Origin of the sequence: Micromonospora echinospora (assembly GCF_014203425.1) — a bacterium.
Taxonomy (GTDB): Bacteria; Actinomycetota; Actinomycetes; order Mycobacteriales; family Micromonosporaceae; genus Micromonospora; species Micromonospora echinospora_A.
The window spans coordinates 4,755,411-4,780,799 of sequence record NZ_JACHJC010000001.1; the positions used below are offsets into that span (position 1 = coordinate 4,755,411).

Here is a 25,389-nt window from a genome sequence, read left to right on the forward strand (position 1 = left end):
GGCCCCGCCCCGGCCGTCACGGCCGGGGCGGGGCCGGGCTCTCGCCGGGCAGCGCCGCCGCCCGGACCCGCCCGATCAACGCCACGACGGCAAGCGCCAGCACGGCCACCACCACGAACGCGGTACGCAGGTCCAGCGCGCCGGCGAGCAGACCGATCACCGGCGCCGCGAGCAGCGCGCCCGGCCACTGGCCCATCGCCACCACGGAGACGCCCTCGCCGGACGTGAGGCCCGGCTGCTCACCGGCGAAGCCGAGCACCGTCGGGGTCACGCACGCCAGGCCGAACCCGAGCAGTCCGAAACCGGCCATCACCGCCGCCGGATGGGGGTACGCCACCGGCAGCGCCACGCCGACGGTCGCGACGAGCGCGGACAGCCGGACGAAGCGGATCCGCCCGACCCGGCCGGCCAGCCGGTCGCCGAACAGCCGGGCGACGGTCGCGGCCAGCGAGAGACAGGTGTACGTGGCCGCGGCGAGCACCGCCGTGGCGCCGGCCACCTCGGTCGCGTACAGCGCGCTCCACTGGGCGCCGGCCATCTCGATGAACGAGGCCAGGAAGGCGATCACCGCGAGCAGCAGCAGTTGCGGGGTGAACCGGTCACGCAGCCGGCGCCGCGCCTCGCCGTCCTTCGTCTCCTGGCGGGGCGTGTCGGGCAGCCAGCGGTGCGTGCCGACCAGCAGCGCGCCCAGCAGGACACTGGTGACGGCCATCTGCGCCGACGGCGACATCCCGATCGCCGCGGCGCCGGTGCCGCAGAGGCCGCCGACCAGCATGCCGATGCTGAAGCCCGCGTGGAACGTGGACAGGATGGGCCGCCCGTACCGCTTCTGCACCTCGACCGACTGGGCGTTCATCGGCGTGGCCAGCAGATTCGCCGCGAAGCCCCAGACCGCGAGCCCGCCGACCAGCGCCACCACAGTGGTGGACGCGGCCAGCAGCGGCGCGTTGAGCAGGATCAGCGCCGCCCCGGCCAGCGCCAGCCGGCGGGTGTTGATCCGGCTGATCAGCACCGCCACCACGACCAGGGAGACCAGTTCCCCTGCGTTCGTGGCGATGTTCGCCAGGCCCCAGCCGGTGTTGCCGACCCCTACCGCGTCGCGGACGTCCGGCACACGGGCCGACCAGCCGCCGATGGCCAGACCCATGATGACGAAGAGCAGCACCACCGACCAGCGGGCCTGTACGGCCGCGCGTGGCACGGGCGGCGCGGGCGGCTCCGTCGTGTGCTGGTTCGTCGAGGTGTCCGTCATATCGTCGTACCTCTCTGGGAGCGGTCCGGTCCTCTCCTACCCGATCGCGTGGTCGAGGAAGCACGCACCGTCAGGCAGGCGCACCTGCCCCGGGGACATGTCGGGAGTGGTGACGAGTGCCGACACCACAGCGACGTAGTCGTCGATCAGCCCGCGGACGAGGTCGTCGCCGAAGACGCCCCGGTTGCGGATCACCACGCCCCCGGCCCGGTCGTCGTCCACCACGACGATCGGTGAGCCCCGCTTCACCCAGACGGGCAGGCACTCGGACGGCACGTCGGCGGCGACCACCGGCGGCGGGGTGCCGGGCGCGGGCCGGGCGGTGATGTCGACCGGCTCCACCAGCAGGTCCGGGCAGTGCAGCACCGGTGACGCCGACGCGGCGGACTGGAACCAGGCGTCGAACAGGTGGTTGTCCGGCCAGGGCCGGATCGCCGGGAAGTCGGGGCGGACCGACCGGGCCACCCGGTGGAACGCGGTGGCGTGCGCGACGGCCTCGGCCAGCGAGGCGTGCGCGGCCTCGACCACCGCGCGCATCGGCGCGTCCGGCTCGACGGTGACCGGCAGGTAGACGTTGTTCGTGAACTGACCGACGAGCCGGCGGGACAGCGGGCTCTCCCGGCCCAGCGTCGTGGTGCCCAGCACCACCCGGGACCGTCCGGCCCGCCGCGCCAGCAGCACCAGGTACGCGGCGAGCAGCAGCACGTACGGGCTGGTGCGGGCCCGCCGGGCGGCCGGGCGCAACCGCGCGGTGACCTCGGCCGGGAACGCGAAGCGGGTGGCCACCTCGGCGCTGAGCGCGACGTCCGGCGCCGGTGGCGACGCCGGGAAGAGCTGGTACGGCTCCACCGGCCGCAGCCGGTCCCGCCAGTACGCGGCCCGGGCGGCGGCGTCGACGCCGTTCCCGGCCTGCTCCGTCTCCTGGAGCGCGGCGAGCGCGGTGAAGTCCACGCCGAGCGGCGGCTGCGGGTCGGCCGCGCCGAGTCGGGCCGTGTACGCGTGGCACAGGTCCTCCACCACGACCCGGCACGACCAGCCGTCGGAGACCATGTGGAAGAAGCAGAGCGCGAGCACGTGCTCGGTCGCGGAGAGCCGGACCAGCGCGGCCCGCCACAGCGGCGCCCGGCCGGGGTCGAACGCGTCGTTGCGGTGCGCGTACGCGATCCGCTCCACGCGGGCCTGTTGCTCGGCCGGCGGCAGGCCGGACAGGTCGACGTACTCCAGCGGGGACTCCACATGCGGCAGGATCCGCACCGCCGGCTCCACGCCGACGCGGTCGAACCGCATCCGCAGCGCGTCGTGCCGGTCCACCACGTCCTGCATCGCCTGCCGCAGCACGTCGACCCGAAGCGTGCCCCGCAACCGGCGGAACTCCACCACCACGAGCCGGGCGGCGCCGGGGTGGGCCGGGTCGAGCGCGGTCATGAACTCCCACATCATCTGCTGGCCGGGGGCCAGCGGCAGCGTCGTCGCCACGGCCGCCCCCTCAGGCCGCCACCGGCGGCGCCGCCACCGGCGGGATCGGCTGGTAGTCCGCCTCGTCCGGCGCGCGGAAGCCGGTGAAGAGCAGGTCCGGGCGGCCGAGCCGCAGCGAGGTGACGAACGCGGCCCCGTCGAAGAGCGTCTCGATGGCCACGCAGGCCGCCGACTCGGCCACCGCGCGCGGTCCCCGGTCACCGCCGAGCCGGCCGGGTGTCTTCGCGGCGATCACGGCGACCGCGACGGCCGGCACCGCGAGCAGGCTGCGTCCCCCGCTGCGCCGAGCGGTCAGCAGCCCGGCCAGCGCGGTCACGGCGAGCGTGCTGGCGGTGTTGAGCACGAACCGGCGCCGATGCGGGTGGGCCAGGCAGAGCCACTGCTCGGAGCGCCCGTACGTGGTGAACCGGTAGGCGACCGCGCGGAACGTGTCGGCGACGCCGGTGTCGTGGGTGACCACGCCGTCCGGGTCGGTGAGCAGCACGTAGCCGGCGTCGGTGAGGAGCAGCCCGAGGTGCAGGTCCTCCCCGCCCAGCGGCATCGGGGAATCCTCCGGGAACCCGCCGACCGCTTCGAAGACCGCGCGCTTCACGGCCATGTTCGCCCCGGCGCCCCAGGACACGCGCTCGTAGTGCAGCGGCCGGGTCAGGTCGCCGAGCAGCAGGTAGGAGCGGCGCATCACGCGGAAGAACGCGCTGTCGCCGGGCTCCACGAGCACCGGGCCGGTGACGCCGGCGACCTCGTCGCCCGAGGCGCGCAGCCGGGCCGCGTACCGGGTGATCAGGTCGGCGGGCACCCGGCAGTCGGAGTCGGTGAACAGCACCAGGTCGTGGCGGGCGTGCCGGACGCCCAGGTTACGTTTGGCCCCGACGTGCCGGGGTCCGCGCACGTAGCGGGCGCCGTACTCGGCGCAGGCCGCGCGGTGGGCGGCGGCCGCGGCGGGCGCCGAGTCGTCGACGACCACCACCTCCACCGGCTCCGGGCAGTTCGGGGCGGCGTCGCGCAGGCTGCGCAGCTGGCGGCGCATCTCCGCCACCCGGTCCTTGACCGGGATGACCACGGAGACGCCGCGCGTGACGGCGTGGGGTTCGGTCGGTTCGCCCACGGGCGATGCGGATCGGCTCATGCACCGAGAGTCGACCACCGGGATACAACGCCGATACACGGCGCCGCCCGCCCCGGACATCGCGTGTGTACCGCTGATGTATCGACGAGCATCAAGGTCGAAGGCATGACGACCTCCATCCCCATCGACCGGCGGCTCGCCGTGGACGGCGGCCGGCCGGTCCGCCCGCCGGACCGCCCATGGCCACGCTGGCCGACCCCCGCGCCGGACGCCGCCGCCAACCTGACCGCGGTGCTGACCGGCGGCCGGTGGGCGATCAGCAGCCCGTCCGTCGGCGACGGCGTCCTGTTCGAGCGCCGCTTCGCCGCCGACTTCGCCCGCTACGTCGGCACCCGCCACTGCGTACCCGTCGACCACGGGTCCAGCGCCCTGGTGGTGGCCCTGGAATCACTCGGCCTCGGCTACGGCGACACAGTGCTCGTACCGGCGCTGACCTGGACCGCCTCCGCCACCGCCGCGCTGCGCGCCGGCCTGGTTCCGGTGCTCGTCGACGTCGACCGCGACACCGGCTGCGTCGGGCCGGACGACCTCGACCTGTCCGTGGACCCGCGGGCCGTGGTCGCCGTGCACTGGGCCTCCAACATGGCCGACGTGCCGGCGCTCGACGCGGTCACCCGGCCGCGCGGCATCTCCGTCGTGGAGGACTGCGCGCAGGCCCACGGCGCCACCTGGCAGGGCCGCCAGGCCGGCTCACTCGGCCGGCTCGGCTGCTTCAGCTTCCAGCACGGCAAGGTCCTCACCTGCGGTGAGGGCGGGGCCGTCGTCACCGACGACGACACGCTCGCGCCGGTGCTCGAGGAGCTGCGGGCCGATTCGCGCCGCTACCGCGGCGACCGGACGCCCCCGGGCGAACTGGACCTGGAGGAGAGCGCCGGCGTGCAGGGGGCCAACTTCTGCCTGGACGAGTTCTCCGCCGCCGTGGCCTGCGCGCAACTGGCCGTCCTGGACGACCAGCACGACGTGCGCAACCACAACTACCGGCTGCTCGCCGACCTGCTCGACGGCGTCGACGGCGTACGGCTGCTGCAACCCGCGCCGGAGCAGACCCGCATCTCGATCTACGAGGGCACGATCGTCTTCGACGAGCTGCCGGCCGGCCTGGACAACGCCGCGGTGGCCGCCGCGCTCACCGCAGAGCTGGGCCGGCGGTTTTACTGCACCGACGAGCCGCTGCACCGCAGCCGGCTGCTGCAGCCGTGGACCAAGCCGCTGCTCGCGCCGCTGGCCGAACGCTTCGCGGCGATCCACCGGGACCGGACGTACCCGAACACCGAATGGCTCGCCGCACACACCGTCCAGACGCACCACAGCACCTTCCTCGGCACCGAGCAGGACATGCACGACGTCGCCGCCGCCGTCGCCAAGGTGCTCGCCCGCTGATCCGCGCCATCGCCGGCGCACCAGAGAAGGGAACTTCCCGTGACCGTCACCCATCACGAGACCTCGCACGCCTCGACTCCGTCCCCCGACACGGACGCACCCGTCGGCGTGTGGCTCAACGGCGCCCGCGGTTCGGTCGCCACCACGGCGATCACCGGTCTGCTGGCGCTGCGCGCCGGCATGGCCGACTCGACCGGCTGCGTCACCGACACCGGCATGCTGCGCGACGCGCCGCTGGCGAGCTGGACCGACCTGGTGGTCGGCGGGCACGACATCGTCGACACGCCGCTGGAGAAGAAGGCCGAGTCGCTCGTCGACTCCGGCGTCATCCCGGCGCCGGTGCTGGCCGCCGTACGGGGCAGCCTGCCCGAGGTCGAGCAGAACCTGCGCACCGGCTACGACGCGCGTACCGAGACCGGTCCGCTGGCCGAGGTGGTCGAGCGGCTGGCCGGCGACATCGAGGAGTTCCGCGCCCGCAACGGGCTGTCCCGGGTCGTCGTCATCAACGTGTCCTCGACCGAGCCGCCGGCCGACCACCGGCCCGAGCACGACGACCTGGACGCGCTGACCCGCGCCCTGGCCGACCCGGACGACAAGGCGCTGCCGGCCAGCTCGGTGGTCGCGTACGCGGCGTTCCGGGCCGGCTGCGGCTTCGTCGACTTCACCCCGTCCACCGGGGCCCGGCTGCCCGCGCTGGAGATGCTGGCGCAGCGGGAGCGGGTGCCGTTCGCCGGCTCCGACGGCAAGACCGGGGAGACGCTGCTGCGCACCGCCCTGGCGCCGATGTTCACCAGCCGCGCCCTGCATGTGCTCTCCTGGGCCGGGGTGAACCTGCTCGGCGGCGGTGACGGCGCGACGCTGGAGGACCCGCGCAACGCCCGCAGCAAGCTCAGCTCGAAGTCGGGTGTGCTGCCCGCGCTGCTCGGTGAGGACGTCACCGCCCCGCTGCACATCGACAACGTGCCGGACCTCGGCGACCACAAGACCGCCTGGGACCACGTGTCGTTCGAGGGCTTCCTCGGCGTCCGGATGTCCATGCAGCTCACCTGGAGCGGGGTGGACTCCACGCTGGCCGCCCCGCTCGTGCTCGACCTGGCCCGGCTGACCGCCGCGGCGCACCGCGCCGGACACGTCGGCCCGATCGAGGAGCTGGGGTTCTTCTTCAAGGACCCGATCGGCACCGACGAGCACGCGCTGGCCGAGCAGGCGCACGCGCTCGCCGCCTGGGCCAACGGGCTGGACGGCCGCGGCGACAGCTGACCTTCTTCACCGGCCGCCGGCGCGGCAACTCCCGCGCCGGCGGCCCCGCCCCCACGTATCCGCATCGAGGAGCCTCCCATGTCCCCACACGTCCCGAACGCGCCGGACCGGCCGAGCACGGATCCGGTGTGGACGCCGATCCTGACCGGTCTGCACGCGACCGCGCTGGACTGTCTCCAGACGAGCTTCGCCCTGCTCGCCGACTACGCCAACGGGTCCGGCAGCCACCTCGCCCTCGGCGCCCGGTACGGGTTCCGCACCCGGGATCAGGACGCTCTGATCTCCGTCGAGGCGACCTCGGACGACCGGGCCGCCGAAGCGGTAGACCTGCTGGGCCTGCGGGTCGAGGGCCGGTGGATGCAGCTCGACGGCCCGCAGGTCCGCCGGCTGTGCGCCCCGGGCCAGCCGCTCTACGTCACGGCCGACGCGTACGACCTGCCGTGGTGTCCCTACCACGGGCACGAGCACATGCGGCACAGCTTCCTCGTCACCGACGCCGGGCCGGATCAGGTCACAGTGGTCGACGCCTACCAGAACGACACCGCCTGGGGCCCCGCGCGTCCCGGCGTGTGGCGGCTGCCCACCGCCGCGTTCGACGCGGCGCTGGCCGGGGGCGCGCACACGCTGGCGGTGACGGCACACCCGGCGCCGGCGATCGACGTACCCGCCATGCTCGCCGGCAACGCCGCCCGGGCCCGGCGGGCTCGCCCGGAGATCGCCCGCTACCTGGACCGCACCGGCGCCGCCCTGGACACCGTGGCCGGGCTGCACCGCTTCGTGCTCGACGTCTGGCTGCTGGCGCGCGCACGCGACCTGCACGAACGCTGGCTGGCCGCGGTCCGGCCCGAGGCCGTCGCCGCGCTGGCCGGGCAGGCAGCCCGCTGGCAGCAGCTCGCCACGCGCAGCTACGTGGCGCTGCGGCGGGCCCAGGCGGGCCGGCCGGCCGCGCCGGAGCTGGTGGACGCGCTCGGCACGCTGATCTCCGACCACCTCGCCGCGCTGGAGTCGATCGCCGAACCGGCCGCCATGCCCGGCCACGACGCCGTGCCGGCCGCGCCGGACCCGGCAGGCGGGGACGGCGTACGCGCGGCGGTGCTCGGCGCGCTGGGCGACACCCTGGACCTGGACGGCTCGACGCTGCGCACCACCGACGTGCTCCGGGAGCTTCCCGGCTTCGACTCGTTCCGGCTGGTCGACGTCATCGACCGGGTCGAGCGGCGGCTCGGCGTCGAGGTTCCGGCCACCGCGCTCTCCGCGGCCGACCTGCGCGACGTCGGCTCCCTGTGCGCCATGTTCGGCGCCGCCACCGGAGGTGCCCGATGAGTACCGAACTCCTGCACGACCTGCTGGACCGCACCGCCGGCGCGCGCCCCGACGCGCCCGCCGTCGGGGACGGGACCGTCGGGCGCACGTACCGCCAGGTGCGGGCCGACAGCCTGCGCCTGGCTGGCTGGCTGCGCGGGCAGGGCGTCCGGCGCGGCGACCGGGTGCTGGTGGCGCTGCCCGCCGACGCGACACTGCCGGCGCTGCTGTACGCGGTCGCCCGTACCGGCGCGGTCTTCGTCGTCCTCCGGACGCCGGCCCCCGAGGTCGCCCTCGCCCACGTGCTGGACGACGCGGAACCGGTCCTGGTCCTCACCGACGACCGGGTTCTCACCGACCTGTGCCACGCCCGTGGCGTCCGGGTGTGCGACGCCGCCGCGCTGCGGCGCGCGGCATCCGCCGTGGCCGGCGGCGACGCGCCGGCCGGGCCGGGCCCGCTGGCCGTCGACCCGGTCTGCCTGATCTACACCTCCGGCAGCACCGGCATGCCGAAGGCCGTCGTCTCCACGCACGCCCAGGTCACGTTCGCGGTCCGGGCGATCCAGTCGGAGCTGCGCTACCGGCCCGACGACGTGGTGCACGTCCTGCTGCCGCCCTCGTTCGACTACGGCCTCTACCAGATCTTCCTGAGCACCGTCGCCGGCGCCCGGCTGCGCCTGGGCGACAGCGCGGAGACCGGTGGCCGCCTTCTGGTGAGCCTTGTCGAGTCCGGCGCCACGGTGCTGCCCTGCGTGCCGTCGCTGGCGATCAACCTGCTGCGGCTGCTCGGCCGGGCGGGCGCGCCGCGCCCGCCACTGCGCCTGCTCACGAACACCGGCGCCGCCATGCCGCCGGAGGTGCTGGCCGGCCTGCGCCGGCTGCTGCCCGGCCTGGCCGTCCAACTGATGTTCGGTCTCACCGAGTGCAAACGCGCGGCGATCATGCCGCCGGACGCCGACCTGCGCCGGCCCGGCGCCTGCGGGCGGGCGCTGCCCGGCACCGAGATCTTCACAGTGGACGCCGAGGGGCGGCGTCAACCACCGGGCGTCCCCGGCGAGCTGGTGGTACGCGGCCCGCACGTGATGGCCGGCTACTGGCGGCGGCCGGAGCTGACCGCACAGCGGTTCCGGCGCGCACAAGGGCTCTTCCCGCAGCTGCACACCGGCGACCACGGCCACGTGGACGACGACGGGTACGTCCACTTCGCCGGCCGGCGCGACGACGTCTACAAGGAGAAGGGCACCCGGGTCAGCGCCACCGAGGTGGAGGCCGCCGCGTACCGGGTCGACGGCGTGGACGCGGCCGGGGTGCTGCCGCCGGCCGACGGCCACGACGGCGCGACGCTGTTCGTGGTGGCCGCGCTCAGCCCCGCCGACGTGCTGCGCCGGCTGCGGGAGCAGCTCGAGGAGATGAAGGTGCCAGCGCGCTGCGTCGTGCTGCCCGACCTGCCGCTCACCGGCAACGGCAAGGTGGACCGGCGGGCGCTGGCCCGGCTGGCGGGTGAGCACAATGGCTGACCTGCCCTTCGACACCCCGGCCTACCGCTACGACCTGGCCCGGGTACGCGCCAACCACGCAACCCTGGTCGCCGCGCTGCCCACGCCGAGCCGGCTGTTCTACTCGCTCAAGGCCAACCCGCACCCGGCGCTGGTGGCGGCGCTGCACACCGCCGGCTGCGACGCGGAGATCTGCTCCCCGGGCGAGCTGGCCGCGGCGCTGCGGGCCGGCGTGCCGGGCGACCGCATGCTCTACACCGGACCCGGCAAGCGCGACGCCGAGGTGGCCGAGGCGGTGCGCGCCGGTGTCCGCTGGTTCTCCGTCGACTCGCCCGAGGGCCTGGACCAGGCCGACCGGATCGCCGCCGCGCACGGCGTCGAACTGCGGTGCCTGCTGCGGGTCAACGACCGGGTGCCCAACCCGGGTCAGGGACTCACCATGACCGGCGTCGCGTCCCAGTTCGGCGCCGACGTCGACTGGATCGAGCAGGAACCGCAGCGGTTCCGCTCCCGCCCGTCGGCCCCGGTCCGCGGGTTCCACCTCTACACCGGCAGCAACGTCGACTCGGTGGAATCGCTGGTGGCCCAGTTCACCGCCGCGGCGCGTACCGCCCGGCGGCTGCGGGACCTGCTCGACATCGACCTGACCCTGCTCGACCTCGGCGGCGGCTTCGGCGCGCCGTTCGCCCGGCCCGGCCACAACGCGGACCTGACCGGTCTCGCCGACCGGGTCGGCCCGGCCCTGGACGGGCTCTTCCCCGGCTGGCGCGACGGCGCGCCCACGGTGGCCTTCGAGTCGGGACGGTTCCTCACCGCCACCGCCGGCACGCTGCTGACCCGGGTGCTGGACGTCAAGCGGTCGCAGGGCACGCCGGTGGTGGTGCTGGAGTCCGGCATCAACCACCTCGGCGGGATGTCCGGCCTGCGCCGGCTGCCGCCACTCGTGCCCACCCTGCACGCCGCTGACGACCGCGACGGCGCGCCGCTCGAGGCCGCGATCGTCGCCGGACCGCTGTGCACTCCGCTGGACACCTGGGCCCGCGCCGCGAGCCTGCCCGACGTACGGCCGGGCGACGTGCTCGCCGTGCCGAACGTCGGGGCGTACGGGCTCTCGGCGAGCCTGCTGGCCTTCCTCGGCCACCCGGCGCCGGCCGAGGTCGTCTGCGACGGCGACCACGTCGTCGAGACGTCCCGGCTGACCCTGACACGGCACCCGGTGGACACGCCGGGAGCCACTGACGAACCACGAGAAGAAAGGTGACGTCATGAACGCCGAATTCACCGAGCTGCTCCGGCCGTTCCTCAAGTTCGCCGGCCCGGACGAGATCACCGAGGACGCCCGGCTGCGCGACCTCGGCCTGGACTCCATGCGCGAGATCGAGCTGCTCTTCGCCATTGAGGAGACGTTCGGGGTCGCTGTGCCCGACGACAAGCTGGTCGACTCCACGTTCGCCACCGCCGGCGGGCTGTGGGGCGTGGTCGAGGAGCTGCGCACGCCGGTGGGCGGTGGTTCCCGATGACGGCCGTCGCCGGGTACGCCCCGGCCGTCGAGACCGTCGCCGGCGTCGCGGCGGAGCACGCCCGGGAGGCCGACGAGGCCGCGGCCTTCCCCACCGAGGCGCTGGCCGCCATGCGTCGTAGCGGGCTGCTGGGGCTGCTGGTCCCGGTCGCCGAGGGCGGCGCCGGCGGAACGCTGCCGGACCTGGTCGACGTCACGCTGGCGCTGGGCCGGGTGGACATGTCGGTGGCGATGGTCTTCGCCATGCACTGCCAGCAGGTCGCCGCGATCACCGCGTACGGCGGGGAGAAGCTGCGCGCCGAGGTGCTGCCGTCGGTGGCCCGGGGCGAGCGGTATCTCGGCTCGGTCACCACCGAGGCCGGCAAGGGCGGTCACCTGCTGACCGCCGAGTCGGCGCTGGAGCACGACGGCGAGATGCTGCGCGTCGACCGGCAGGCCCCGATCGTCACCGGCGGCCCGTACGCGGACGCCTTCCTGATCACCACCCGCGCCCCGGGTGCCGACTCGGCGGCTCAGGTGGACCTGGTCTACGCCGACCGGGACCAGGTGGAGGTCGAGGTGACCGGCGGGTGGCGTCCGCTGGGCATGCGGGCCACGCACAGCGTCCCGATGCGGCTGCGCGGCGCGGTGCCGCAGTGGCAGGTGATCGGCGAACACGGCGGGTTCCGGGAGATCGCCACCACTGTCTTCGCGCCGCTGGCGCACGTCGGCTGGGCGGCGGCCTGGATCGGGGCGGCGGCCGGCGCGTACGCCCGGGTGCTGCGGCACGCCCGCAGCGAGGCGGGACGGCGGCAGTTCGCCCCCTCCTCCGAGCTGGTGCTGCTGCGGCTGGCCGGGATCCGGGCCCGGCTGGACGCGGCGCACGCGCTGCTGCGGCACACCGTCTCGGTGGTCACCGACGCGCCGGACATGTCGGCGGCGCCGGTGCAGATGCTGCTCAACACGCTGAAGATCCGCGCGGCCGAGGAGTCCTTCGCCGCCGCGCACGAACTGGTCGAGCTGGCGGGCCTGCGCCACGGCTACCTGACCGACTCGCCGCTGGCGCTGGAGCGCACGTTCCGGGATCTGCGCTCGGCCTCGCTGAACTACGCGAACGACCGGCTGCGCCTGGCGAACGGGGCGCTGTCACTGCGCGACCCGGGGGTGCGTCTTGCCTGAGCCGACACCGACACCGACGCCGGCCGGGGACCACGCCGCCCCGGTGGGCGCCGCGCTGTCCGGAGTGGACCCCACCGACCCGGGTGCGGTGTGGCGCGCGCTGGGCGCCGCCGGGATCGTCGAGGCGCTCTACGGCGACGGCGTCCAGCCCGACCCCCGGCGGCTGTCGGCCCTGCTCACCGAACTGGACGCCCGGTGCCCGCTCGGCGTGACGCTGTCGGTCTGCGTCCAGGTCGCCACGGTGCTGCCGCTGCTGGCCGGCGCGACCGGGCCGGCGGAGCGCGCGCGGCGCGGGATGCTGCGCGGCGAGACCGTGGTGGCGCTGGCCGTCACCGACGCCGCCGGGTCGGGCTCGGACCTGCTCGACGCCGCGACCCGGGTGAAGCTGGGCGACGACGGCGCGGTCCTGGACGGGGGCAAGGACTGGATCACGAACGCGACGAGCTGTGACGCGGCGCTGGTGCTGGCCCGGCACCGCGAGGCGCGGCACTTCACCAGCTTCTGCTGGGTGCTGGTGCCGGCCGACGCGCCCGGCGTGACAGTCGGATCCGCCGGCCGGGCGTTCGCCGGGTCCGGCGTGGGCCACCTGCGCTTCGCCGGCGTGGCGCTCGGCCCGGACGCCGTGCTGGGCCGCCCCGGCCGGGCGCTGGCCGGGTTCGCCCGGCAGGTCGGCGTCGAACGGGTCGCCGGGGCGCTGTGGGCCCGGGCGATGTGCCACCGGATGCTGACGGGCCTGCGCGACTGGCTGCGGCGGCGGCCGGCCGGGGCGGGCACGCTGTGGGACCGCCCCGCGGTCCGCGAGCGGTACGCCCGGTGCCTGGTCGCCGTGCACCAACTCGACGCGCTGTGCGCGCCGCTGCTGGACGCGCCGGCGGCCGTCCCGTCCGCGGTCGCCGGGATGCTGCTGAAGGTCAGCGCCGCCGAGACCGTGGACCGGGTCGCCGCCGAGGCGGTGCGCCTGCGCGGCGCGGACGCGTTCCGCGACGGCGGGGAGGCTCAGCTGCGCACCGAGGCGGCCATGTTCGGCATCGCCGGTGGAGCAACCGGAGCGATGCTCGCCGGCATCGCCGACCACGCCGACGAGCTGGCCGGCGCGGTGACCTGACGGGCGTCCCGCGCCCGGTGGCGGCGGGACGCCGATCGACGACAGCACAGCGAAGGGAGCAACGTCGTGAGTCTCTACCAGTGGTTCGAGCGAACCGTGGCGCGGGTGCCGGAGGCGGTCGCGCTGGAGGTCGGCGGGGAGTCGGTGACCTACCGCCGGCTGCGCGACCTCGCCGACGGCCTCGCCGGCCGGATCCACGCCGAGGTGGGCCGACGCCCCCGCGCGGTCGGCCTGCTGGCCGCCCGCAGCCTGCCCGCGTACGCCGGCTATCTGGCCGCGCTGCGCGCCGGAGCGGTGGTGGTGCCGCTCAACCCGGCCTTCCCGCCGGCCCGCACCGCCCGGCTGTGCCGGGACGCGGGGGTGGACGCGCTGGTGGTCGACGACGCCGGCGCCGCGACGGCGGCGCAGGTCGCGGGCGGCGCCGTGACGGTACGCCTCGACGGCGCACCGGGCGTCCCGCCGCCGACCGCCCCGGTGGCGCCGGACGACGTGGCGTACCTGCTGTTCACCTCCGGGTCGACCGGGCGGCCCAAGGGCGTGCCGATCCGGCACCGCAACGTCGACGCGTTCCTCACGTACTGCCGGGACCGCTACCCCGTCGGCCCGGGCGACCGGCTGTCGCAGACCTTCGACCTGACCTTCGACCCGTCCGTCTTCGACTTGTTCGTCGCCTGGGGCGGCGGCGCCACGCTCGTGGTGCCGCAGCCCGACGAGGTGCTGACGCCGGTGCGGTTCGTCAACGAACGACGGATCACGCACTGGTTCTCGGTGCCCTCGGTGGTCTCGCTGGCCCGCCGGATGCGGATGCTCTCTCCCGGCGCCATGCCGAGCCTGCGGCACAGCCTCTTCGCCGGCGAGGCGCTGACGCTGGAGCAGGCGCGGGCGTGGGCCGCGGCGGCGCCGGGCAGCGGGGTGGAGAACCTCTACGGGCCCACCGAGCTGACCGTGACCTGCACCGGTCACCGGCTGCCGGCGGATCCGGCGGCCTGGCCGGCCACCTCGAACGGCACCGTGCCGATCGGTGACGCGCACCCCGGGCTCGACGCGATCCTGCGCGGCGAGGACGGCACCGTCGGCGGTGACGACGGCGAGCTGTGCGTGCACGGGCCGCAGCGGTTCGACGGCTACCTCGACCCGGCCGACGACGAGGACCGGTTCGTCACGTACGCCGGTCACCGGTACTACCGCACCGGGGACCGGGTCCGCCGCGAGCACGGCACGCTCGTGCACCACGGCCGCCTGGACGACCAGGTCAAGCTGCGCGGCTACCGGATCGAGCTCGGCGAGATCGAAATGGTCCTGCGCGGCCACCCGGGGGTGCAGGACGCGGTGGTGCTGGCGTTCGGCGCGGGCGACGACGTCGCCCTGCGAGCCGTCTACACCGGCGCCGCCGGGATCACCGCCGAGTTGACCCGCCGGTGCGCGGACCGGCTGCCCGGCTACATGGTGCCGGCCCGGATCCACCACGTGGCCGCGCTTCCCACGAACGCCAACGGCAAGACCGACCGACGCCGGACCGCCGACCTGGTCGGCAGCGCGACGAGAGGAGAACGACGATGACCGGGACAGGAAACGGACACGAGCAGGAAGGGGCGTTCCGTTCGGTGGCCGGGCGGTTCGCCACCGGAGTGGCGGTGGCGACGGCCGTCGGACCCGACGGCCCGGTGGGCATGACGGTGAACTCCTTCACCACCGTGTCGCTGTCGCCCCGGATGCTGCTGGTCTGCCTGCGGCGGGACTGCCGGCTGCTCGGCGCGGTCCGGCGTACCGGGCGCTTCGCGGTGACAGTGCTCGCCGACGACCAGCGCGCGGAGGCGGCCTGGTTCGCCAGCCGGGGACGGCCCAGCGGCGCCGACGGCTTCACCGGCGTCACCTACGACGCGGAGCGGGCGACCGGCTGCCCGCGCCTGACCGACGGGGTGGCGTACTTCGGCTGCGAGGCCGTCTCCGCCGACCCGGCCGGTGACCACGCCGTGCTGATCGGCGCGGTCCGCTCCGCCGGCCTGCTCCGGCCGACCCCGCCGCTGCTGTTCGTGGACGGCCACTACGCGCGGGTCGCCGCACCGGCGGAAGCGCAGGTGGCGCGATGAGCATCGGCGCCGCTCCCGGGGACCTGCGCTACCTGAGCCTGCGCGCCGCGCGGGCCGGGGCGGACGCGATCCGCGAGGCGCGGAGCCAGGGCTTCCGGACCATGCACAAGGGCGGGGCGGCACAGGACCCGGTGACCACCGCCGACCACGCCAGCGAACGGGCCATCCTCGACCTGCTCGCCCGCGACCGGCCGCAGGACGCCGTCCTGGCCGAGGAGTCCGGACTCAGCGCCGGCTGCTCCGGCCTGCGCTGGATCGTCGACCCGCTCGACGGCACGCTGAACTTCAGCCACGGGGCGAGCCGCTACGCGGTGAGCATCGCGGTGGCGACCGGCTGCGACGACGGCGACGGCCAGGTGGTCGCCGCCACCATCCTGCAACCGGCCACCGGCGCCTGCCTGGTGCTCGACGGCGACGGCGCGCTCGACGGCGACGTCCCGGTCACCGTCGACCGGGAGGCCGCGCCGGGGCACGCCCTGGTGGCGTTCGCGGTGCCGAACGCGCCCGGGCCGCGGCGGCGGGCGTACCAGTCGCTCGTCGGCGTCGCGCCCCTCGTCGCCGACCTGCGCAACTCCGGCTCCACGGTCTGCGACCTGGCGGCGGTGGCCCGGGGGGAACTGGACGCGTTCGTCAGCTTCGACCCCGCGCCGTGGGACGTCGCGGCCGGCACCGCGCTGGTCGAGGCCGCCGGCGGGGTGAGCCGGCGGTGGCGCCACGACGGGCTGGCGGTCCTGGCCACCGGCGCGCCGGCCGTCGTGGACGCGCTGGCCGGCTGGCTGAGCCCCGACCGTACGAACGGCGCCGACGAGAAGAAGGGAACCGACGATGACAGGCAGCGATGAGTTCCGGCTGGCACTTGTGGGAGCGGGCCGGATGGGCCGCCACCACCTGCGGGCCCTGGCCGACCACCGGACGGTCCGGATCCGGCACGTCGTCGACCCGGTTCCGGCGGCACGGGCGGAGGCCGCCGCGGCCGGGCTGCCCGCGTACCCGAGCGTGGCGGACCTGCTCGCGGACGCCGTGCCGGACGGTCTCCTGGTGACCGCGCCCACCGGCCGGCACGGCGAGCTGGTCGCGGCCGCCGCCGAGGCCGGGCTGCCGGTGCTGTGCGAGAAGCCGGCCGGGCTCGACCCGGCCGAGGCGGCGGAGGCGGGGCGGGTGGCCGCCGCCGCCGGGATCCCGTTCCAGGTCGCCTACTGGCGGCGGTTCGTCCCGCAGCTGCGCCGGCTGCGCGAGCGGATCGCCGGCGGCGCGCTCGGCGAGGTCCTGTTCGTGGCCGCGTCGCAGTGGGACGGCGAGCCGCCGGCGGCGGCGTTCCGCACCGGCAGCGGCGGGATCTTCGTGGACATGGGCGTGCACGAGTTCGACCAGATCCGGTGGCTGACCGGGCAGGACATCGACCGGGTCGCCGCGCAGCCGGCCGGTCCGGTCACCGACCCGGCGGTACGCGGCCGGGACGTGGACAGCGCGCAGGCGTTGCTCGGCCTGTCCGGCGGCGGTACCGCGCTGGTCTCGCTCGGCCGGCACCACCGGGGCGGCGACATGGCGACGGTGGAGGTGTTCGGCACCCGGGACCACGAGCGGCTGACCTTCCTCGACCCGGCCGACGGGGACGCCACCATGTACGCGGCCCTGGCGCGCCAGGCGGAGGACTTCGCCGAGCTGGTCCGCGCGGGCCGGTCGGCGGGCGCCGGGGTGGCGGACGCGGTGGCGGTGCTCGACGCGGCGCACCGGGCGACCGCGCAACTCACCCGGGGTCACGAATTACACACCGTTCGGTGACTACTTGCACCATCTGGGATCGAGGTATTCCCCAGCCGAAGGTGGGAAATCCAGCCGTACACCACACTGTGGACGGTACTGCGGAGCGGGGGAATACATCGATGCGATTCAGTGTCCTCGGTCCGCTGGCCCTCCACGTGGACGATCGCCCGGTCACGCTCACCGGCACCAAGCCCCGCCTCCTGCTCGCCGTGCTGCTGCTGAGCCCGGGGCGCACGGTCGCCACCTCCCGGCTGGTCGACGGCCTGTGGCCGGACTCGCCGCCCGCGTCGGCGGTACGCAACCTGCGGACGTACGTACACCGGCTGCGGCAGGCGCTGGACCGCGGCGGCGACTCGGCCGACCGGCTGGTCCACGACGGCACCGGCTACCACCTGCGGGTCGACGAGGACGAGCTGGACCTGCTGCGGTTCCGGCGTCTCACCGACGAGGCCCGCCGGGCCGCGCGGGGGGACCGGCCGGAGGCCGCCGCCGAGCTGTTCGACCGGGCGGTCGAGCTGTGGGGCGGGCACCCGCTGGAGGACCTGGCGGATCCGGGCACCGACCTGGGCGCGAACGTCACGGCGCTGCGGGAGCAGCACCGGGAGATCACGACCGAGCTGTTCGACCTGCGCCTGCGACTGGGGCAGCCGGCCCGGGTCATCCCGTCGCTGCGCCGGATGGTGGCCGAGGAGCCGCTCGACGAACGCTGGCAGGCGCAGCTGGTGACCGCGCTGACGCTGGAGGGGCGTGTGGCCGAGGCGCTGGCCGTGTACCAGCAGGCCCGGCGCGGCATCGTCGACGAGCTCGGCGTCGACCCCGGTCCCACCCTCCAGGGCGCCCTCCAGGCCGCGCTGGACGGGGACTCCGCCGAGGTCCGGCCACCGTCCGGCTGGCCGGCGGCCCTCGGCGCCGGGCCCGCGGCGCCGCCCGGCCCGCCGCCGAGCCCGCAGGCCCTGCCGATGAAGCCGCCGTCCCTGGTCGGCCGGGACACCACGGCCAGCCAGCTCCGCACCATCGCCGAGGGGATCGCCGACCCGGCCGGCACCGACGAGCACGCCGGGGTCGTGCTCGTCTCCGGCGCGCCGGGCGTCGGCAAGTCGTCGTTCTCCGTGTCCAGCGGGTACGACCTGGCCGACCTCTTTCCCGACGGTCAGCTCTTCGTCAGCTTCGACAGCAGCGACGAGCCACCCCGCGGCAGCGGGGAACTGATCAGGGAGCTGCTCGTCGAGCTGGGTGTACCGCTGGCCGGCGTGTCCGAGGACATCCGGGAGCGCTCCGCCGCGCTGCGGTGCGCGCTCGCCGGCCGGCGGCTGCTGCTCATCATCGACGACGTCGACTGCGCGCAGCAGGTGCGCCCGCTGCTGCCGGGGGCGGGCCGCAGCCTGGTGCTGATCAACAGCCGGCAGCGCCTGCTGGACCTGGACGTCGGCTGGCGGTTGACGCTCGGCGCGCTCGACCGTGCCGACGCGGTGGAGCTGCTGGCCACGATCGCCGGTGAGCGCCGGGTACGTGAGCAACCGGAGGTGTTCGGCCGGATCGCCGCGGCCTGCGACCGGCTGCCACTGGCGCTGCGGATCGTCGGCAGCCGGCTCGTCACCCAGCCCGACGTCGCCCTGCCCGGCTTCGCCGCGCACCTGGAGGACGAGGAGAACCGGCTGTCCGAGCTGGCCGTCGGGGACATCTCGGTGCGCGGCAGCCTCTCGGTCAGCTACCAGGCGCTGGACGTCGACGCCCGCCGGGCGCTGCGCGCGCTGGCCCGCGCCGGCTCGTTCATCACCCCGGCCAGCGCGGTGGAGATCCTGCGCCTGCCCCGGCAGCAGGCCAACCGGATGGTGGAGCACCTGGTCCAGCACAATCTGCTGCTGCCCGTCGACTCGGACGATCCGGGCCAGCACTTCCACCTGCCGGAGCTGCTGCGGCTCTTCGCCCGCGAGTGTGTGGACGCGCACGGCCGCCCGCTGCCGGCCACCTGACCCGCCGGAAGCCGGATCGGGGTGTGCGGGTCAGCCGACGCGCACACCCCGATCCGGGTCTCCTCACTTGAGGAAGCGGTCCAGCGCGGCCTCGATGGTGCCGCTGTCCGGCGACGCGTACGACTTCATCGTCACCTTGTTGTAGGAGATGAAGCTCGGGCAGCGGGCGGCCGGGGCCGTCACCGTGCCGCCGTCACCGACCTTCTCGCCGGTCTTGGCGGCGTGGAACGTCAGCGTGTACCGCGAGGAGATGTAGTCGACGGTGACGACCTTGTCCTCGCTGTTCTTGTACTGGCACTTCTTCGGCGTGCCCTCGCTGCCCTCGACCATCTTGAGGCAGCCGATGACCGACACGGTGGCGAAGTCCGCCGACTTGGCGTAGTAGGGCTTGGCCGAGCTGACCGTCTTCTGCGACCAGAACGTCGGCCGGTCCGGGGAGTTGGAGAAGACGTACGCCTTCGAGCCCGCCGGCGCGGTGTACGGGGCGGCGTTGAGGATCGCTCCCCCGTCGCAGACCGCCGACATCTCGCTGGCGTACCGCGCGGTGATCGAGTCGTTGTTGGCGGGGCCGTCCGGCCCGGGCGACTCCGGCCCGTCAGCGCTGGGGGTCGCGGACGGGCTGCCGTCCGGGCCGGGGGTGGCGCTGCCCGAGGCCACCGGCTTCGGGTCCTCCTCGTCGCCGTTGAAGGCGACGTAGGCGAGGCCGCCGCCGCAGCAGAGCAGGGTCAGCGTGACCGCGCCGGCGGCGAGGCCGACGATCAGCCCCTTGCTCTTGCCGCCGCCGCCCTGCGGCGTGCCGGGCGCGTAGGGCGCGGCCGGCGGCGGGAAGCCGGCCTGCCCCGGGTACGACACCGCGGGCTGCGGCGCCCCGTACGGCGCGCCGGAGGCGGGCTGTGATCCGTAGGGCGCGCCGGAAGCGGGCTGGGCGCCGTACGGCGCGCCGGAGGCCGGCTGTGATCCGTAGGGCGCGCCGGAGGCCGGCGGCGAGCCGTAGGGCGCACCTGACGCCGGTGGCGAACCGTAGGGCGCGCCGGAGGCCGGCTGGGCGCCGTACGGGGCGTTCGGGTCGGGCTGGTTGCCCCACGCTCCGGCGTTCGGGTCCGGATAGCCTCCGTAGGGAGGGTGATTGTCACTCATCTGAGGTTCTTCCACCTGTCGTCCGTGGTTCCGGCGATCAACCACTTCGCAGCGTAATGACGGCTGCAAATCCAGGATCGCCGACATTCGATCGGTCGTTTACCAGCCGTGCCGGGGTGGCTCCGGTGCGTGCCTTCGCAAATCCGGCCCCGGCCCGCCCACCAGGGATGACGGCGCCGGGGAGCGTTGCGCCGCAACGAATCGACCCGTGGGCACGCTCTCCGCACCCGGCTCCGAGCCAGCCCAAAAGTGTGACGTACGCAACATCGGCAGCCGCATGCCCGACCCCCCGCCGGGCGGCGCCGGACCACATCCCGGGACACCTTTTAATGAGCCCTGTCTATATTGACGTAAGTCACAGGCGTGGACAGAATCCCAGCACCACCACCAGGACCCCTCCGGGAGGGCCCCATGAACCGTCCCCGCCTGCCGCTGATGCGGACCGCCACCCGACTTGCCGCGGTCGCCGCGGCCACCGCCGGCGTACTGCTCGCGGTCACCGCACCCGCCGTCGCCGCCGCGCCCACCGGGCGGTACGTGGCGCTCGGCGACTCCTACACCTCCGCCCCGCTCGTGCCCACCCAGGTCGACCTGAACTGCCTGCGCTCCAACCGCAACTACCCGTCGCTGGTCGCGGCGTCCGCCGGCTCGTCGTCGTTCGCCGACGTGAGCTGCTCCGGGGCCACCACCGAGGACATCCTGTACGGCGGCGACGGCGCGCTGGGGATCGCGCTGCCGCCGCAGGTCAACGCGGTCACCTCCGGCACCACGCTGGTCACAGTCCAGATCGGCGGCAACGACATCGGCTTCTCCGGCATCATCGGCGACTGCGCCGAGGCGAGCGTGAGCAGTCCCCTCGGCTCGCCCTGCAAGGACCGGTTCACCGCGGGCGGCACCGACCAGTTGCGGGCCCGGGTCGCCGCCACCGCGCCGAAGGTGACAGCGGTGCTGCGGGCGGTCCGCCAGGCCGCGCCGAACGCGCGCGTGGTGGTGCTCGGCTACCCGGCGATCCTGCCCGACAGCGGGTACGGCTGCTGGCCGGTGGTGCCGATCGCCTACCAGGACGTGCCGTACCTGCGTGGCGTCCAGAAGGCGCTCAACACGATGCTCGCCGACACCGCGGCGGCGGGCGGGGCGAGCTACGCCGACGTCTACACCCCGTCGATCGGCCGGGACGCGTGCAAGAGCAGCGGCACCCGCTGGGTGGAGGGGCTGGTGCCGCAGAACTCCGCCGCGCCGTTCCACCCGAACGCGCGGGGCGAGCAGGGCATGGCCACCGCCCTGCTGGCGCACCTGAACTGACCCGGCCCGGGTGAGCCGGTCCCGCCGCGGCGGGACCGGCTCACGTCCCGCGGCTCAGACCCGGGTGATGCGGACCGCGTCGGCGACCACGTACCCGGTCCCGGCGCTCCAGCGGCTGACCCCGACCTTGTCGCCAGTCCCGGCGGCGAGCGTGAACACGCCGAGCGAGACCCAGCGTCCGCCGCCGGCGCGCTGGTCGACAGCCACCGTCCGGTTTCCGGTCGTGGTGACCACCAGGTACGGGGTGCGGTCGTTGTAGCCGCTGTCGGCCGGGTACCACACCGAGACCTCGTAGCTGCCCGTCACCGGCAGGGTCGCCCGGTACCAGGCGACATCGCTCGCCGCCGTCGGCGTGGCGAAGCGGTAGTCGGCGCCGTACCGCTGCCCGGAGTACGCCGAGGTGCCCCACGCCGCGCCGGCGGTGAACCCGCCCGCGGTGCCGTTGTCCACTGTCACGCTCCACGGCGCGGGCGTCGCCGTGCCGGCCCGGACGTCGAGGTAGTTGCGGTCGATCTTCATGGTCACGCCGCCCCACGTCTCGGTGACGTCCCCGGCGTACTGGTGCAGGCGCTGCTGGTCGGCGTACCGGTCGTCGGCGCAGTACGCGCCCCCGTCGGTGTCCGCGACGCCGTTCCACCAGGCGATCCAGATCTGGTCCAGACGCAGGTAGCGGGTGTCGTCGTAGGCGTCGCAGACGTCCTTGATACCGGACGAGCCGCTGGAGTACATGCCGGCGAGGTAGCCGCGCGTGTGCAGGCGCTCGACCCAGCCGGAGAGGAAGGAGAGCACCGCGGCCCGGCAGGAGGCGTTCGTCGGGTACTGCTCGATGTCGTTGTAGAGCGTGCTGCCGGCGCCGATGCCGAGCGCCGCCGCCGCGGCGACCGCGCTGTCCGCCGCGGTCCTGCCCTGCCCGCGGGCGGTGGCCGGGTCGGCGGACATCTTCGGCGTACGGGTGCCGCACGGCGCCTGGTAGCCCAGCTCGATCGGGATCAGCCGCCAGCCCTTGCGGGTCTGGTCGGCCACCCAGGTCGCGGTCAGGTTGGGCTGGGCGCACGTGCGGCTGCCGCCGCTGATGTAGACGCCGACCGCGCGGTACGGCGACGCGGCAAGCCAGGCGTCCATCGCGGCCTGGGACGGCGCGGTGCAGGTGTCGAAGCCCTTGCCGGTGAAGGTGCCGGGCTGCGGGCCGACCGCTGCCGCGACGGCCGGCTCGGCGGTGCCTGTCGTCCCGGCGCGGGCCGGGACGGCCGGAGCCGGGAGGGTCGCGGCCGCGACCACGGCGAGCAGTGTCAGGGCCGTGGTGATCGCTCTCATCGGCGCCCCTCCTGTGAAGGATTCCCCGCCGGACGGCGAGACCTGGGCAGGATTTCTACCACGCATCGACGGTTGACGACAGATGGCCGTGGCGAAAGTTTTCACAATGGAAACGATCATTGAAGGGTATCGACAAGCACCCGGTGCCGGGATAGCGTGCCAACACTCACATGCGTCGATCAGTGAAGCGCCGTCACCCGAGGAGCGCCATGCCCACGTCACGATCCCCCCGTCTGCGACGCCGAGGTCTGCTCGGCGTACCCGCCCTGGTGGCCGCCGCGGTCACCGTGGCCGTCCGTCCCGGCGCGGCGCACGCGGCGCCGAAGGCCGAGTGCCTCGCCGACCTGCTCCGGGAGCAGTGATGGCCACCATTCCCTGGCTGGTGGACGTGCTGCGGGGCGCCGGCGTGCAGGTCGTGGTCGAGGGCGACTGGCTCAACCGGATGCGCTCCGGCTCGTTCGACCCGATCGGCGTGCTGTGGCACCACACCGCGGCCACGTCCAGCGCCACCAACCCGCACCCGGCGCTGAACATCTGCATCAACGGCCGGTCCGACCTGCCCGGCCCGCTCTGCCAGGCGCTCGTGGACTACCACGGCGTGTTCCACGTGATCTCGGCCGGCCGGTGCAACCACGCCGGCACCAGCGGCGGCAGCGGCCCGATCCCGGTCGGCGACGGCAACACCCTGATGATCGGGTGGGAGATCGACTACAACGGCGTCGACCAGCGGATGACCACCGCCCAGTACAACGCGAGCATCGCCGCCACCGCCGCCGTGCTCAAGCGACTCGGCCGGGACTCCAGCTACGCCCGCGGGCACCGGGAGACCAGCACCACCGGCAAGATCGACCCGTCCTTCATCGACCTGAACACGATGCGCGCCGACGTGGCCGCCAAGATGGCCGGCGGCGGCACCGGCTGGACGTCGATAGTGGACAACGCCACGGCGGGCCGGTTCACCGCCAGCGCCAACTGGGGCACCTCGACGTACTCCGGGCAGCGCTACGGCGCCGACTACCGCTACGCGGACCCGGTCGCCGCGAGCGACGCGGCCTGGTACAAGTTCAACGTCCCGCGCACCGGCAACTACCGGGTCGAGGCGTGGTGGCCGGCGAACGCGGGCTACAACGCGGCCACGCCGTACATCGTCGCCACCACCACCGGCAACAAGACGGTCACCGTCGACCAGCGGGCGACCGGCGGGCAGTGGCGCTCGCTCGGCACGTTCACGCTGCCGGCCGGGGACGCCAACCGGGTGGCGGTCAGCCGGTGGAGCTCCGCCGCCGGCCTGGTCATCGCCGACGCGGTCCGGTTGACCGAGGTCTGACCCGGGCGTACGGACGCGGCCCGGTGGCGTCCACCCGGCCGCGTCCGGTCGTCGGTCAGCGCAGTGACCGGAAGGCCGCCCGCATCTCCTGCGCGAACAACTCCGGCTGCTCCCAGGCGGCGAAGTGCCCACCCCGGTCCAGCTGGTTGTAGTGGATCAGGTTCGGGTACGCCCGCTCCGCCCAGCTTCGCGGCGCGAGCAGGATCTCCTCCGGGAACTGGCTCACCGCGGCCGGCACCTGCACACCCTTCGCGGCGAAGAACGACAGCGCGTTCTGCGCGTACAGCCGGGCCGAGGACACGCCGGTGTTGGTCAGCCAGTAGAGCGTGACGTTGTCCAGGATGTCGTCGCGGCTCAGGCCGCCGGGGCGACCGGCGAAGGCGGCGCAGATCAGGTCCAGGCTGGCCGCGTCGTGGTCGAGCATGAACGTCGCCAGCCCGGCCGGCGAGTCGGCGAGCGCCGTCAGCGTCTCCGGACGGGTCGTCATCATCAGCGCGTACGCGGAGTGCTTCCAGAAGAAGTCGATCCGCTCGCAGGCGGCCCGCTCCTCGTCCGAGAGCCCGGCCGGCAACTCCGCGAGGGGGTTGTTCACGCCGGTGATGCCGCGCTGCAGCAACGCGTCGATGTCCGGCGGCACCACGCAGGGCATGTTGGTGTGGATGCCGGCCAGTTCCGGCGGCGCCTGCACGCCGAGCATGTCGGTGATCAGCGCGCCCCAGTCGCCGCCCTGGGCCACGAACCGGGTGTAGCCCAGCCGCCGCATCAGCTCGGTCCAGGCGCGGGCGATGTGCTGCGGGTCCCAGCCGGGCCCGTCCGGCTTGCCGGAGAAGCCGTAGCCGGGCATCGACGGGATGACCAGGTGGAACGCGTCCGAGGCGCGGCCGCCGTGCGCGGTCGGGTCGGTGAGCGGACCGATGATCTTCAGCTGCTCGATCACCGACCCCGGCCACCCGTGGGTGACGATCAGCGGCAGCGCGTCGTCGTGCCGGGACCGGACGTGGATGAAGTGGATGTCCAGGCCGTCGATCTCGGTGACGAAGTTCGGCAGGGCGTTGAGCCGCGCCTCGACCTTGCGCCAGTCGTACTCGGTCGCCCAGTACCGGGCCAGCGCCTGGCTGGTCTCCAGCGGCACGCCCTGGGACTGGTCGTCCACTGTCTGCCGCTCCGGCCACCGGGTGGCCGCGAGCCGGGTCCGCAGGTCCTGCAGGTCCGCCTCCGGCAAGTCGACGCGGAACTCGCGGATGTCGGTGCCGGTACGCGTCGGCGTCAGGGTCTTGACGGCCACGGGCTGTCCTCCTCGGGTCGGGTCAGGGACCGAACGTGAAGACGTACGCGCGGAGACCGGGCCGCTCGGCGCGCAGGGTGAGCCGGTGCTCCCCCGGCGGCGCGCCGTCGACCAGCCGGATCA

Annotated in this window: 22 protein-coding genes; 16 read left to right on the plus strand and 6 right to left on the minus strand. The window is 74.6% G+C overall.

Annotation, left to right across the window (positions count from 1 at the left end; all coding sequences use genetic code 11):
* Nucleotides 1–16: 16 nt before the first annotated feature.
* From FHU28_RS22110 to FHU28_RS22120, 3 genes are read right to left on the minus strand one after another with little or no spacing between them, the layout of a single operon-like run.
* Nucleotides 17–1,252 carry an MFS transporter gene (locus FHU28_RS22110; protein ID WP_184686401.1) on the minus strand — a complete coding sequence of 412 codons (1,236 nt, stop codon included), beginning with the start codon at nt 1,250–1,252 and terminating at the stop codon, nt 17–19.
* A gap of 36 nt (nt 1,253–1,288) precedes the next feature.
* Nucleotides 1,289–2,728 carry a condensation domain-containing protein gene (locus FHU28_RS22115; RefSeq protein ID WP_184686402.1) on the minus strand — a complete coding sequence of 480 codons (1,440 nt, stop codon included), beginning with the start codon at nt 2,726–2,728 and terminating at the stop codon, nt 1,289–1,291.
* 10 nt (nt 2,729–2,738) lie between these two features.
* The gene (locus tag FHU28_RS22120; protein ID WP_260413074.1) at nt 2,739–3,854 is read right to left on the minus strand and encodes a glycosyltransferase; all 1,116 of its coding nucleotides are present in this window, start codon (nt 3,852–3,854) and stop codon (nt 2,739–2,741) included.
* Nucleotides 3,855–3,959: 105 nt separating this feature from the next.
* On the opposite strand from FHU28_RS22120, the gene FHU28_RS22125 reads away from it, so the two are divergent.
* From FHU28_RS22125 to FHU28_RS22185, 13 genes are all read left to right on the plus strand, one after another.
* Nucleotides 3,960–5,234, plus strand: a complete 1,275-nt coding sequence (locus tag FHU28_RS22125) for a DegT/DnrJ/EryC1/StrS family aminotransferase (protein WP_184686403.1) — start codon at nt 3,960–3,962, stop codon at nt 5,232–5,234.
* A gap of 39 nt (nt 5,235–5,273) precedes the next feature.
* Complete coding sequence (locus FHU28_RS22130; protein WP_116506492.1) at nt 5,274–6,494, plus strand: inositol-3-phosphate synthase; 1,221 nt, start codon at nt 5,274–5,276, stop codon at nt 6,492–6,494.
* A 78-nt stretch (nt 6,495–6,572) separates the two neighbouring features.
* The gene (locus FHU28_RS22135; RefSeq protein ID WP_184686404.1) at nt 6,573–7,817 is read left to right on the plus strand and encodes an acyl carrier protein; all 1,245 of its coding nucleotides are present in this window, start codon (nt 6,573–6,575) and stop codon (nt 7,815–7,817) included.
* A complete protein-coding gene (locus FHU28_RS22140) occupies nt 7,814–9,313 on the plus strand; it encodes a class I adenylate-forming enzyme family protein (RefSeq protein WP_184686405.1) in 1,500 nt (499 codons plus the stop codon). Before FHU28_RS22135 ends, FHU28_RS22140 begins: the two co-directional genes overlap by 4 nt.
* Nucleotides 9,306–10,553, plus strand: a complete 1,248-nt coding sequence (locus tag FHU28_RS22145; protein ID WP_184686406.1) for an alanine racemase — start codon at nt 9,306–9,308, stop codon at nt 10,551–10,553. The genes FHU28_RS22140 and FHU28_RS22145 overlap by 8 nt, the downstream gene beginning before the upstream one ends.
* A gap of 4 nt (nt 10,554–10,557) precedes the next feature.
* The gene (locus FHU28_RS22150; protein WP_073828194.1) at nt 10,558–10,812 is read left to right on the plus strand and encodes a phosphopantetheine-binding protein; all 255 of its coding nucleotides are present in this window, start codon (nt 10,558–10,560) and stop codon (nt 10,810–10,812) included.
* Entirely contained in the window at nt 10,809–11,969 is a 1,161-nt protein-coding gene (locus FHU28_RS22155; protein ID WP_184686407.1) for an acyl-CoA dehydrogenase family protein, read from the plus strand. Before FHU28_RS22150 ends, FHU28_RS22155 begins: the two co-directional genes overlap by 4 nt.
* Complete coding sequence (locus FHU28_RS22160; RefSeq protein WP_260413075.1) at nt 11,962–13,074, plus strand: acyl-CoA dehydrogenase family protein; 1,113 nt, start codon at nt 11,962–11,964, stop codon at nt 13,072–13,074. Before FHU28_RS22155 ends, FHU28_RS22160 begins: the two co-directional genes overlap by 8 nt.
* A gap of 66 nt (nt 13,075–13,140) precedes the next feature.
* Complete coding sequence (locus tag FHU28_RS22165) at nt 13,141–14,634, plus strand: amino acid adenylation domain-containing protein (protein ID WP_184686408.1); 1,494 nt, start codon at nt 13,141–13,143, stop codon at nt 14,632–14,634.
* Nucleotides 14,631–15,164, plus strand: coding sequence for a flavin reductase family protein (locus tag FHU28_RS22170; RefSeq protein WP_073828184.1), 534 nt, complete (start codon nt 14,631–14,633; stop codon nt 15,162–15,164). Before FHU28_RS22165 ends, FHU28_RS22170 begins: the two co-directional genes overlap by 4 nt.
* Nucleotides 15,161–16,006 (plus strand): inositol monophosphatase family protein, encoded by an 846-nt coding sequence (locus tag FHU28_RS22175; RefSeq protein WP_184686409.1) that lies wholly within the window; start codon nt 15,161–15,163, stop codon nt 16,004–16,006. Before FHU28_RS22170 ends, FHU28_RS22175 begins: the two co-directional genes overlap by 4 nt.
* A complete protein-coding gene (locus FHU28_RS22180) occupies nt 15,990–16,946 on the plus strand; it encodes a Gfo/Idh/MocA family protein (RefSeq protein ID WP_184686410.1) in 957 nt (318 codons plus the stop codon). Before FHU28_RS22175 ends, FHU28_RS22180 begins: the two co-directional genes overlap by 17 nt.
* A 101-nt stretch (nt 16,947–17,047) precedes the next feature.
* Nucleotides 17,048–18,901, plus strand: a complete 1,854-nt coding sequence (locus FHU28_RS22185) for an AfsR/SARP family transcriptional regulator (RefSeq protein WP_184686411.1) — start codon at nt 17,048–17,050, stop codon at nt 18,899–18,901.
* Nucleotides 18,902–18,964: 63 nt separating this feature from the next.
* Here the strand turns inward: FHU28_RS22185 and FHU28_RS22190 are convergent, their stop codons facing one another.
* A complete protein-coding gene (locus FHU28_RS22190; RefSeq protein ID WP_116506516.1) occupies nt 18,965–20,038 on the minus strand; it encodes a hypothetical protein in 1,074 nt (357 codons plus the stop codon).
* 411 nt (nt 20,039–20,449) lie between these two features.
* Here FHU28_RS22190 and FHU28_RS22195 point away from each other — a divergent pair, with 411 nt between their 5' ends.
* Nucleotides 20,450–21,340 carry an SGNH/GDSL hydrolase family protein gene (locus tag FHU28_RS22195; RefSeq protein WP_184686412.1) on the plus strand — a complete coding sequence of 297 codons (891 nt, stop codon included), beginning with the start codon at nt 20,450–20,452 and terminating at the stop codon, nt 21,338–21,340.
* A gap of 54 nt (nt 21,341–21,394) precedes the next feature.
* Here FHU28_RS22195 and FHU28_RS22200 read toward each other — a convergent pair whose 3' ends face one another.
* Entirely contained in the window at nt 21,395–22,654 is a 1,260-nt protein-coding gene (locus tag FHU28_RS22200) for a glycoside hydrolase domain-containing protein (RefSeq protein WP_184686413.1), read from the minus strand.
* 209 nt (nt 22,655–22,863) lie between these two features.
* Here FHU28_RS22200 and FHU28_RS22205 point away from each other — a divergent pair, with 209 nt between their 5' ends.
* Both FHU28_RS22205 and FHU28_RS22210 read left to right on the plus strand, forming a co-directional pair.
* Nucleotides 22,864–23,016: a hypothetical protein gene (locus FHU28_RS22205; RefSeq protein WP_174533668.1), complete on the plus strand. Its 153-nt coding sequence runs from the start codon at nt 22,864–22,866 to the stop codon at nt 23,014–23,016.
* Complete coding sequence (locus FHU28_RS22210; protein WP_184686414.1) at nt 23,016–23,981, plus strand: golvesin C-terminal-like domain-containing protein; 966 nt, start codon at nt 23,016–23,018, stop codon at nt 23,979–23,981. Before FHU28_RS22205 ends, FHU28_RS22210 begins: the two co-directional genes overlap by 1 nt.
* 55 nt (nt 23,982–24,036) lie before the next feature.
* Here FHU28_RS22210 and FHU28_RS22215 read toward each other — a convergent pair whose 3' ends face one another.
* A complete protein-coding gene (locus FHU28_RS22215) occupies nt 24,037–25,266 on the minus strand; it encodes an epoxide hydrolase family protein (protein ID WP_184686415.1) in 1,230 nt (409 codons plus the stop codon).
* Nucleotides 25,267–25,389 lie beyond the last annotated feature (123 nt).

Excerpts from the sequence above, each read along its gene's own strand:
- FHU28_RS22145 (WP_184686406.1), top strand. The coding sequence starts at position 9,306 with ATGGCTGACCTGCCCTTCGACACCCCGGCCTACCGCTACGACCTGGCC.
- FHU28_RS22155 (WP_184686407.1), top strand. The coding sequence starts at position 10,809 with ATGACGGCCGTCGCCGGGTACGCCCCGGCCGTCGAGACCGTCGCCGGC.
- FHU28_RS22185 (WP_184686411.1), top strand. The coding sequence starts at position 17,048 with ATGCGATTCAGTGTCCTCGGTCCGCTGGCCCTCCACGTGGACGATCGC.
- FHU28_RS22210 (WP_184686414.1), top strand. The coding sequence starts at position 23,016 with ATGGCCACCATTCCCTGGCTGGTGGACGTGCTGCGGGGCGCCGGCGTG.
- FHU28_RS22120 (WP_260413074.1), bottom strand. The coding sequence starts at position 3,854 with ATGAGCCGATCCGCATCGCCCGTGGGCGAACCGACCGAACCCCACGCC.
- FHU28_RS22175 (WP_184686409.1), top strand. The coding sequence starts at position 15,161 with ATGAGCATCGGCGCCGCTCCCGGGGACCTGCGCTACCTGAGCCTGCGC.
- FHU28_RS22125 (WP_184686403.1), top strand. The coding sequence starts at position 3,960 with ATGACGACCTCCATCCCCATCGACCGGCGGCTCGCCGTGGACGGCGGC.
- FHU28_RS22110 (WP_184686401.1), bottom strand. The coding sequence starts at position 1,252 with ATGACGGACACCTCGACGAACCAGCACACGACGGAGCCGCCCGCGCCG.
- FHU28_RS22195 (WP_184686412.1), top strand. The coding sequence starts at position 20,450 with ATGAACCGTCCCCGCCTGCCGCTGATGCGGACCGCCACCCGACTTGCC.
- FHU28_RS22140 (WP_184686405.1), top strand. The coding sequence starts at position 7,814 with ATGAGTACCGAACTCCTGCACGACCTGCTGGACCGCACCGCCGGCGCG.
- FHU28_RS22180 (WP_184686410.1), top strand. The coding sequence starts at position 15,990 with ATGACAGGCAGCGATGAGTTCCGGCTGGCACTTGTGGGAGCGGGCCGG.
- FHU28_RS22150 (WP_073828194.1), top strand. The coding sequence starts at position 10,558 with ATGAACGCCGAATTCACCGAGCTGCTCCGGCCGTTCCTCAAGTTCGCC.
- FHU28_RS22190 (WP_116506516.1), bottom strand. The coding sequence starts at position 20,038 with ATGAGTGACAATCACCCTCCCTACGGAGGCTATCCGGACCCGAACGCC.
- FHU28_RS22170 (WP_073828184.1), top strand. The coding sequence starts at position 14,631 with ATGACCGGGACAGGAAACGGACACGAGCAGGAAGGGGCGTTCCGTTCG.
- FHU28_RS22205 (WP_174533668.1), top strand. The coding sequence starts at position 22,864 with ATGCCCACGTCACGATCCCCCCGTCTGCGACGCCGAGGTCTGCTCGGC.
- FHU28_RS22135 (WP_184686404.1), top strand. The coding sequence starts at position 6,573 with ATGTCCCCACACGTCCCGAACGCGCCGGACCGGCCGAGCACGGATCCG.
- FHU28_RS22200 (WP_184686413.1), bottom strand. The coding sequence starts at position 22,654 with ATGAGAGCGATCACCACGGCCCTGACACTGCTCGCCGTGGTCGCGGCC.